The organism is Luedemannella helvata, assembly GCF_039528415.1.
In the GTDB taxonomy this organism is placed as follows: Bacteria; Actinomycetota; Actinomycetes; order Mycobacteriales; family Micromonosporaceae; genus Luedemannella; species Luedemannella helvata.
Map to the genome: position 1 here is coordinate 1 of NZ_BAAALS010000058.1, position 9,081 is coordinate 9,081.

At 63.6% G+C, this 9,081-nt stretch carries 11 protein-coding genes and 1 pseudogene; 4 read left to right on the forward strand and 8 right to left on the reverse strand.

Annotation, left to right across the window (positions count from 1 at the left end; translation table 11 throughout):
* Window positions 1–129: 129 nt before the first annotated feature.
* The 4 genes from ABD191_RS28115 to ABD191_RS29370 are packed head-to-tail and all read right to left on the reverse strand — an operon-like array spanning window position 130 to window position 1,653.
* Window positions 130–303 (reverse strand): hypothetical protein, encoded by a 174-nt coding sequence (locus ABD191_RS28115; RefSeq protein ID WP_344088729.1) that lies wholly within the window; start codon window positions 301–303, stop codon window positions 130–132.
* Window positions 300–1,025 (reverse strand): DUF2637 domain-containing protein, encoded by a 726-nt coding sequence (locus ABD191_RS28120; protein ID WP_344088732.1) that lies wholly within the window; start codon window positions 1,023–1,025, stop codon window positions 300–302. Before ABD191_RS28120 ends, ABD191_RS28115 begins: the two co-directional genes overlap by 4 nt.
* Complete coding sequence (locus ABD191_RS28125; RefSeq protein ID WP_344088735.1) at window positions 1,022–1,228, reverse strand: hypothetical protein; 207 nt, start codon at window positions 1,226–1,228, stop codon at window positions 1,022–1,024. Before ABD191_RS28125 ends, ABD191_RS28120 begins: the two co-directional genes overlap by 4 nt.
* Window positions 1,228–1,653, reverse strand: coding sequence for a DUF6284 family protein (locus tag ABD191_RS29370; protein ID WP_425560899.1), 426 nt, complete (start codon window positions 1,651–1,653; stop codon window positions 1,228–1,230). The genes ABD191_RS28125 and ABD191_RS29370 overlap by 1 nt, the downstream gene beginning before the upstream one ends.
* 685 nt (window positions 1,654–2,338) lie before the next feature.
* Between ABD191_RS29370 and ABD191_RS28135 the strand changes: the two genes are divergently transcribed.
* Together ABD191_RS28135 and ABD191_RS28140 are read left to right on the forward strand one after the other, a co-directional pair.
* Window positions 2,339–3,190 (forward strand): GntR family transcriptional regulator, encoded by an 852-nt coding sequence (locus ABD191_RS28135; RefSeq protein WP_344088738.1) that lies wholly within the window; start codon window positions 2,339–2,341, stop codon window positions 3,188–3,190.
* A gap of 47 nt (window positions 3,191–3,237) precedes the next feature.
* Window positions 3,238–3,732: a kinase gene (locus ABD191_RS28140; protein WP_344088741.1), complete on the forward strand. Its 495-nt coding sequence runs from the start codon at window positions 3,238–3,240 to the stop codon at window positions 3,730–3,732.
* Between the two features lie 142 nt (window positions 3,733–3,874).
* Here the strand turns inward: ABD191_RS28140 and ABD191_RS28145 are convergent, their stop codons facing one another.
* A complete protein-coding gene (locus ABD191_RS28145) occupies window positions 3,875–5,530 on the reverse strand; it encodes a hypothetical protein (RefSeq protein ID WP_344088744.1) in 1,656 nt (551 codons plus the stop codon).
* A gap of 36 nt (window positions 5,531–5,566) precedes the next feature.
* Window positions 5,567–6,583 (reverse strand): hypothetical protein, encoded by a 1,017-nt coding sequence (locus ABD191_RS28150; protein WP_344088747.1) that lies wholly within the window; start codon window positions 6,581–6,583, stop codon window positions 5,567–5,569.
* A 388-nt stretch (window positions 6,584–6,971) separates the two neighbouring features.
* Here ABD191_RS28150 and ABD191_RS28155 point away from each other — a divergent pair, with 388 nt between their 5' ends.
* On the forward strand, window positions 6,972–7,235 hold the full coding sequence (locus ABD191_RS28155; RefSeq protein ID WP_344088750.1) for a hypothetical protein: 264 nt from the start codon (window positions 6,972–6,974) through the stop codon (window positions 7,233–7,235).
* Window positions 7,236–7,902: 667 nt separating this feature from the next.
* On the forward strand, window positions 7,903–8,454 hold the full coding sequence (locus ABD191_RS28160) for a hypothetical protein (protein ID WP_344088753.1): 552 nt from the start codon (window positions 7,903–7,905) through the stop codon (window positions 8,452–8,454).
* A gap of 17 nt (window positions 8,455–8,471) precedes the next feature.
* Here the strand turns inward: ABD191_RS28160 and ABD191_RS28165 are convergent, their stop codons facing one another.
* Complete coding sequence (locus tag ABD191_RS28165; protein ID WP_344088755.1) at window positions 8,472–8,879, reverse strand: hypothetical protein; 408 nt, start codon at window positions 8,877–8,879, stop codon at window positions 8,472–8,474.
* Window positions 8,876–9,081: pseudogene (locus tag ABD191_RS28170) on the reverse strand (hypothetical protein); the annotation flags it as partial. The pseudogene ABD191_RS28170 and the gene ABD191_RS28165, both read right to left, overlap by 4 nt.

Genomic DNA, 9,081 nt, shown 5'->3' on the forward strand with positions numbered 1-9,081 from the left:
TGAACACGGTCCGGGCCGTTGTGGCGGCGCCGTGCGGGTCGGACACGACGTAGAAGGCGAGCAGCGCGAGCAGCGCCAAACCGGCAAGCTTCTTCATCGGGGGTTCCTTCCGTCAGATGAGCGGGGGAGTCAGTACGGCGGCGACGGGATCTCGTCGCCGTTGGCGAGCGCTTCGACGGCGTCGCGGAGGTGTTCGGCGATGTACTGCCGGTCGGTGTACTCGCGGTTGAGGGTCGCGTTCGCCCACGTCGCGAGGTCCGTCAAGGCCTCGCGGAGCGCGGCGAGTTCGGCGGCCGTGTTCACGCGGCGACCGGCTCAAGGACCGGCGCCGGGGCGGGCTCGGGCGTCGACACGCTGTCGACAGCCTGTCGACGGTGACGCTTCACCGTCGCCTCCGACAGGCCCGTCCGACCCGCGATCGTCGCGTCGCTCGCGCGAGGGCTGCGCGCCACAGCGGCGGCCACCTTGTCGGCGGCGGACGGCTGACGCTTCGGCGTCGTGCGCCGCTGCGTCGGTGCCTTGACCTGCGGCGTGACGGATGAACCCGGGGCGCTAACGTCACCACCCGCGACGACGACCGCGGGCGTAACGTCACCCGCCGTCGACGGGCTAACGTCACCGGCCGTCTGTGCGGCGGTGACCGCCTGGACGGTTCGGGCGATGCGGCCCGCCCGGGACAGCATCTCGACCACGAGCAGCAGCGCGATTGCCGGCCACGCAGCAACGATGCGGGCGCCGAGCGTGCCGTCAGCGTGCGCGACGTTGGCGGCCAGCGACGCGACGACGCCGGCCGCGAACGCGATGCGGGCCGAGGTGCGGACCTTGCGGCCGTCGCGCTTGTCGTCGGCCATCGCCACCGACGCGACGATGAGCATGCCGTCCACCGACGCGGGCAGCACGTAGGCGACCTCGGGACGTTCGCCGTAGTGCAGGGCGACGCCGACCATGTGGGAGTAGGACGACCAGGCGGCGATGCCGGCCACGGCGGCGGCGGACAGGTTGCGGGCGAGTCGAACGCCGTTCACGGCGTCACCTCCGAATCGGGGCGGGGGATGAGGACGTGAGCGGTTACGGCCACGCTCACCAGCCGGGACGATCGGTGCGGGGCGACCGGGTCGCCGACGTGCTCGACGTCGAGCACCGTGTAGATCTCGCGTAGCGCGATCTCGACCGCGCGGGGCAGGCCCACGACGGTGAGGTTGACCAGGCCCGGCGTGTGCCCGGCCATCACGCGGCCCGCCGCGCGATGTCGGTGGCGGCGCCGTAGAACGCGGTGGCCTCGCGGCTGACGCGCTGCTCGGCGCGGCGCAGCCGGCGCCAGTCCAGCTCGGTCAGCGGCCGGTCGGCGCACAGGACGGCGATCTCAGCGGCGACCAGGTCCATCTCAGCTGCGATCAGCGGCCACTCGTACTCGATCGCGGCGAGGTCAGCGGGCGTCGGACCGTCGTTGTCCGACAGCGAACGGGTGATCATCGGTGGTGGGTCCTTTCGGGAGTCGGCTACGCGGCGCGGCTTGGCCGTGGGAGTGGTGCAGGTCTGGCAGTGCGTCTGGTCGGGGGCCAGGGCGGCGAGGTCGTCGCAGCCGGCGCAGTGGCGCCAGACGTGGCGGTGCTTGGTCGTGATCCGCACAACGGCGGCGAGGTTCGAAGACACGGGATCGGCCCTCCTCCGGGTCGGAGTTCAGCGAGATTGGGCGTCCGGTCCGGCGGCGGCCATCAGGGCAGCACCGCCGGACCGGCAAACACAGGAAGACCGCACGCCGATCGGCGTCAGGCGGTCTGTGGTCTTGCATGGCGGCAGACCTCGTGAGGTGTGCCGCTCTTGACGCGCGGCCGGACACCATGCGGTGCCCGGCCACGCACAGCCCCTACGAGCAGGGCCTACGAATGGCGCACGGACGCTACGCCGTGCGCGGCGCCACATTCGGAGGGAGGCGCGGCCCTGATGTAGTTATCAATGTCCAAGCGGACTCAGCGGTGTCATGGCGTGCGGCAACCTGTGCCGCCGTTCCCGTCCTTGCTGCCTCGGTGACCCGCCCGAAACGGGCGAATCGGACTGCATTTGGGTGTGCGTCATCGACCGAGGTCGAGTCGGCTTCCCCTGTGTGTTGATCGCTTATTGCTGGCCCGGGTCATCACTGGTCGGGCTCTTGTGGTTGCCCGGTGACCCGGGCTGCTGTGCGATGGAAGTACCCTAACAACTGTTAGCTCATCATGTCAACTGTTAGGTTCGGCCCGCTCCGAGACATGGCTCTGAGCAGGTGAGTTGCCATATCAACTGTTAGTCGCTGGTATGCTGTTCGGGCCTTGCCCCTCTGGCGCACTGAGGAGTGCCCTGCATGCCGACCGACGGATCAGCTCTCGATCGCTCCGATGCGCTGCACAAGCAGGTCGCGCGACACATCCGAAACGACATCGACGCTGGCGTGCTGCGAGACGGCGAAGTTTTGCCCTCGACCCGGGAACTTGCTCAGCGATGGGACGTCAGCGTCTTCACGATCACCGAGGCAATGAAGCTTCTCGCCGAAGAGGGTCTAGTCGTTAGCAAGTCGCGGTCTAAGCGCGTGGTCCAGGCGCCCGACCAGCCACGGGAAAAGCTTCGGCCGCCGGCGCCACACATGGTTCTGATCGGCGGCTACGCAGGCAGCGGGAAGTCGGAACTCGGCCGCATCCTCGCGCGAGAGACCGGCTGGGCCATTCTCGACAAGGACACGATGACGCGGCCGGTTGTTGAGGCGGCGCTTGAGGTGCTAGGCCTGTCGCCGAACGATCGCGAGTCCGAGGCGTACCACAACCTGATCAGACCGCGCGAGTACGAAGGGCTCATGGCCGCTGCCCACGAGAACGCTGCCAGCGGCGCTAGCGCCGTCGTGGCGGCCCCGTTCATCAAGGAGTTCCGCGACGCCGCCTGGGTGGAGCGCACGCATGCGTCGTTCACTGCGGTCGGCGCGACGGTCACGCTCGTTTGGGTGTACTGCGACGCCGAGAGCATGCAGATGTACATCCGCCACCGAGGCGCCGCCCGCGACGCTGCCAAGCTAGCGGACTGGCCGAGCTACCTGAACACCATCGACGTCGACTTCCGGCCGGCAGAGCCGTACGTGTTGGTCGACAACTGCGCGTCTGGGCTTCCACTCCAGCGTCAAGCGCGTGACTTGGTGGCGGCGCTCGTCAGTCGGGAGCCTGTATGAGTCGGGCCGTAGTTCTCTATGGCCCGCCAGCCAGTGGTAAAGACACCGTGACTGCGGAGTTGGTCAAGCTGGACGGCCGCTTCGTGCCGTACAGGCGACTGAAGGTAGGCGCAGGGCGACCACAGGGCTACCGGATCGTGGCGGCTGAGCAGTTCAACAGCTTGCAAGCGGCTGGCGACATCCTCTACCGCAACGACCGGTACGGCAACGTCTACGGCATCGATCGGCCTTCGCTCGACACCCTGATCGGCGCCGGATGCGTTCCGGTGGTTCACATCGGTCAGATTGACGGCCTCATGGCCATTGAGGCGTACCCCGCCCAGTGGCTCCGGGTGCTGTTGTGGTGCGACCGGCAGACAACAGACCAACGCTCAGCAGCCCGAGGCGACGGTGATACGGCAACGCGCCTTACTGTCTGGGATGAGACGAAGCACGACCTCGACGCGCATCCGAGCGTTGTGTTTCACCTTCGAATTCGGACTGATCATGTGACGGTGGCCGAGGCGGCGCGGGCTATACAAATTGCAGAACAGTCTCTGTAGACGCGTTCCGGACAAGGGTTAAGAGCCACCGACCAGAGCTGGAGTGCTGCCCGTCTGCCCGCAGTACGCCACCGTATACCTCCTTGGCGGCGGCGAATCGAGTCTTACCGTCGCACCATTACCTCTGTTGAACTGGCCCAGGTCAACTGGACGTTATTCGCTGCGGTTCAGAACGTTGCTTGGAAACCCTGACGTTGTCACCGATAAGCGACATCGACACAGTGTTGTCAGGGCCAGGCCGGAACTTGATGTCGATGGGATCATCTGGGTCGTCGCTTGTAATTTCCGGCCATTCGACTACGAATGCATTTGGCATCACTCGCCGGGTAGATCCGAGCGGGATGTCTTGTCCGGCTATATGAAGCGTCATTTCCGCTTCCGCCATCAGTTGATTTGCGCCCCGCGCAATGCTTGCCTGCAGAGAACTCAGTGCACCGACGGTGCTGGTGATGGTCATGGTATCCCATGTTCCCATTACGGTCTCACCGGCGAGGAGCCTGCGCGCAATGAATATATCTTTCAGTTCTTCGGAGCTGAGTTCGTCAGGCATGGGGAAATAAATGCCGGTGATTCGTTGGATTTCGTCGAGTGCCTTGACCAGTTTCAACGTGGCCTCCAGCGACGAATCACGGGGCGCATCGATGCGGACGGGTGCAGAGACCTCTTGATCGTTCAATAGTACGACGACTGAGTTCGGCGGTCTATAAAGTTCCATGAATTGCAAAGCCGGAAGCATGGCGGCGGGTAGCATTCCATCCGGTAGTTTAAACGTGAACTGAAAGTTCACTTGTCGGGTCTCGATGTCAAATCGCATTCGTGCCGCAATGGTGCCTGTGGCGTCTGCAAGCTCGACCTCGGCGCCGCGTCTTCCGCTGTTCCTAGGTCGGCCGCGAAGCGGGATTTGCGCTCTCGACCTTCCGTTCTCATCAATAATCCTTAGCTGGGCGGAGAACTCGTCTGCCGTCAAACTTTCCGATTGGCCAATCCGAATTTCGCCACCTTCAAAGGATTCGCTCAGGCCGCCCGGCAAGTGAAACGCTACTCTTTTCACGTATTCCGGTGACAGCGTTATGGGCGTGCCATAGTCGAGGGTCTCCTTAAATGCCTTGGCTGCCGCGCGGCCTTTGTTGTCATCGGGGAATTGGAACAGGGTGTCGACCTTAATTGGTCGGTCGTGTTCGGCTCCCGCATACTTGGGCCAAATAGTGACAGCCGCCGTCCCGTCCTTGTCCACGGATAGACCGAATGAGTAGTGCGGGTCCAGCCCGTTTAGCCGCGCGGCTAATACCTTCATTCGATCTAGCGCGTCGGGGACACCTCGGGATAGGGCTCCAGACTCCTTTGATAACTCGCGAAGGATTTGGACGATCTCATCACTTGCACTGTTCAGGTAGTACCTAACGATGTCCTGATGGGCCGCGAGCTTCTCGTCTAGCCAGGTGCGTCCGTACCATGCGCACGGAAAGCTGTACTGCCCGGCAAGACTGTCGAACCAACGTTCCTCGGCGGGGGTCGGATCGATCGGAACGACCAGGCGCCATGCTGACGGCAGGTGTTTTGCCGCGCGCGACAGAGATCGCTCTATCTGCCGTTTGCGGACTGGGGTGACACGGCCTGTGAAGCTCTTCATTTCGAAGATTTCCGGACCGTTGGCGGTCGCTATCTGTACATCGCGACCGCCGTCACCACCGGCGCCGTCGATTCGGCGTGCCTCCGGATGGAGTCGGCTAATAAGGACGGAACACAGGTCTTCGAAGACGTCAGGACCTATGTCCGGCCATCGCACAGCTTGGGACATTATCCTCCCTCCTTTGGGTCAGCCGGCCGCACATAGCTATTCTGCCTCGATCGTCATTGCAGTTGGCACGACGAGGACGGAGGTCTCTGGCTGGGCGCCCGTCCGGATCGAATCTTGGTCCACTTCGATTGCTGTTGTTTCCAGCAGGTGGGGTTGTGCGAACGTGGCGACCGCATCTATAACATCGGAAATTGCATGATGGCGTCGTTCGACAAATACTCTGGCGACCTCTCGATCCTCAGGTCGCGGTAAAAGAACCTCTGCCGGCATGTGAAAGTCGCTTTGCATAAGTGCTTTTGCAATGCGCCACGTCTCGTAGAAGACCTGCATGTAGCTACCGTCATGCGGAACCGGGCAGATTACAAGATTCTTGTTGTTGTCGAGCCGAACTGCATCACTCTTGGACGACTTCGTAGGAACAATCCCAATGCGTAGGCCGCGAGCACCTTCAAGCTGTGTGGGATTGATTTTTACAGTCGTCCCCACCCAATGATCCGGTGCAGGAGAACCGAGAAACAAATCTGCTTTCCAGAGACCTCGTATGCTTTGGGGAAGGTTATCCCGGGTTTCTTTTCGACGAAACGCGGCTGCGAGTCCCGCTAAATGTCTCTTCAGCCTGACTGGCGCGCCCTGTGTTCCGGAAAGCACTAGACTTGTATCGGTAATGAGTTCCATTCGCGTGTTGATTACTTGCTCGGAGCCGCTCTTTTCGATTGCGAAGAAGATTGACTCGGGTTCACCACGCCTAATCTTGCAAAACTTTAATGCATCGGAGATGCGTTCCATCACGGCCGGTTGGCGGCCTAGAGCTGCGGCGTGTATTGCATACTCGAAGGCGATTCCGACATCGCCGTCACCCTCGGCCCGAAGGCGACCCAGGATGTGAAGCGGTAGCGATCCTCTTGACTTGTTGCTCTGCGCGTATCCGAAGGCTTGGACTACCTCACCGCTCAGTGAGTGGAGAACTGAGGCAAGGATGGGGCGCATTATGGCCACCTTTGCCTCGACGGCGTCCGCGACAGGCGCCGCCTGGCTCTCCGTTCGGATCTCCATCCGCCGTCCCAACCCCTCCAGTCAGCGGCTCTGACGAGCACGCTCAGCCGCCGGTGCCAAGTGCCTGCTGAGACTGTAAGGCCGAGCGTCGGGAACGACGTAGCGAGCCCGCTGGCGTCGTCCGGGTTGATAGCCAGAAATGAACCTACGCTGTGTCGTGGTGGACGAATCGACCTTCGTCTGCCGGCTCGCTGGCGAGGCGGCCCGCTGTGTCCCCCGTGTCCCCGGTGTCCCCCGATTGGTGCTGAGCTGGGCAAATATACTTGATCTAGGGGGACATCGGGCCATGAGGTGTCCCCCTAGATCGCTTGGGGGGCCAGGAACATTGATCAACCTTGGTGCCGGATCGGGCTGCCGTTAGAACAAGCGTTCGCCTAGACTTCGGTCCATGATCGAGAGGGTCGGGCGCTGGTGGAACGGGTCGTGGGGCCGGATCGCGCGTGCCGACATCTCGCTTCGGAAGATCACGATATGGCGCGTGGATGCACGACGCGGCGACGCCGACTCGCACCGCAGCACGCGCAGGGACTTCGAGACGGAGGCTGACGCTCGCGCCTTCGTCGCTCGACTTATGGAGACCGGCCCCGGCGCGTGGCGAGACATGCTGGACGCTGATCGCAGCAGCGCGGCCCGCCGGTCGCAGGGCCGGTAATCCGATGGCTGAAACACTGGCCTGCGGGGTGAGCGGCGCCCTGGGCGCATCCCGTCGCCGCTGGTCCTTACTCAAGTGACGTTTGCGCCCGGGACGTGACGCAACAGCCGCGGACGAGCTCCGGCCAAACGTCACCGCTCGCGTTCGTCGAGGGGGATGCGTCACCGCACGACCCGGGCGCATCCGTCACGCCGGCAGGGTTGCGTCACACCCGACCGCCCGGTGTTTTAGCCGGGCGACCGGCCGGAATTTGGTAACCCGAGTGGTAACCGAGATCCGGCGTGGTTGGTGTTGATCGATGGACATGCATGAGACGTCGGCCACGGCGCGTGCTGGTCAGCCTGTGGCGTCTGGCACCTACGGCAACGGTCGAGACTGCCTAACGACTGCTCATAACCCAGAGGTCCTAGGTTCAAATCCTAGCCCCGCTACAAAGAAGTACGCAGGTCAAGGGCACTTATCCAGTTAGTTGGGTAAGTGCCCTTGATCGTTATGAGGGCTATACGAGGGCGCACGATCCATCACGATGCGGCATATGGCGGCAGCCCTCGGAAGCCATGAGGTCGATCGCCCCGATGGGCAGACTCCTCGGGCGGTCTGCTGGCCACCGACTCGGTGGAGTGCCGGCAACTGTGTTTGTCGTTGTGCTCGACCAGGAGGGGCGAATTTGGCGCAGGGGGAGGCGGTCGATCTCGGCCGGGTTGCTGCGAAGTTGCACGATGTCATTGACGTGGAGCGGCGCGAGACGTGGCCGGACGTGTTGTGTGAGCTGTTGGAGGCCTATTATCCCGGCGGCGTCGGCGATGTGGACGACATTAACGATCTTGTCGTTCCAGAAGGCGCCGATGATCAAATCAGACAGGTGCTGGCAGGGCATCGGCTCCGGGCATATCACTGCACCCGCCTGCTTGACCACGAACGGAACATGATCTTTGAGGCGGGTCTACGGCCGTTTGGACCAGATCTGTTCGAAGGCCGTATTGCGGCGGCCCGCGCGCACGGGGCGATCACCGACGGCGAACGCGCGCAGTTGTCCAAAGCTCATATGTACGCGGTAGGAGAGGGACAGAAGCGTGGCAGCCGTGAGGGGCTAGTGTCCTTGATCCTCGGAGAGCAGGCATTCGTCGAAGACGCGGCCAACCTTCGGCCCTTGCTGACGTTTGGGGCGGGGAGGGCATGCACCACTCGTCGGGTGCTGCGGGCCTTCAGGGACTGCTGAGAGGCCGGTCCGTGAGGCTATGTCCGTTTCGGAGTGAGGGTGAACAGGCCCGGTTCGGGTTCGGTGAGGACCTGGCGGGTGACGAGGCGTTTGAGCTTTGCTCGCATGCCTTCGGTGTCCTTCGGGGCGACGCCGATGCCGAGGGCCTGGCAGACGTCGCGGGCGCGTAGGCCGCCACCGTCGGGATCGAAGACGGCGATGATCTGCTGGTAGGGCTCGCTGGAGATGGTCGGGGCGGCGGCGGTCAACTCGGCACGGGTGATGGTCTTCAGCGTCTGCCGGGTGATCTGCAGGTCCGCTAGTTCAGCCTCGACCGTGGCGAGCTCGCTGGTGAGCTTGGCGATGTGCTCGCGCAGGTCCGCCGCGGCCGCGGTCGCCGCCCGCTGCCGGGCGTCGATCAGCTCCAGGATCGTCGTGGTGTTCACGTCGGATCGCGCCAGGACGGTGTACTGGTCCCGGTCAGTCTGCGGATCAGGTTCGCGGTCGAGGCCCACAGGGTGCGTGACACGCTCGATTCCGGGCGGCTTTCGTATTCGCGGACCAGGCGGCGGTGCAGCATGAGGGTGCCGTTGGTGTTGGGTCGGGCCCGGGCGCGGTGCCTGGATTGCTCCAGGTCCGTTTCCCGGA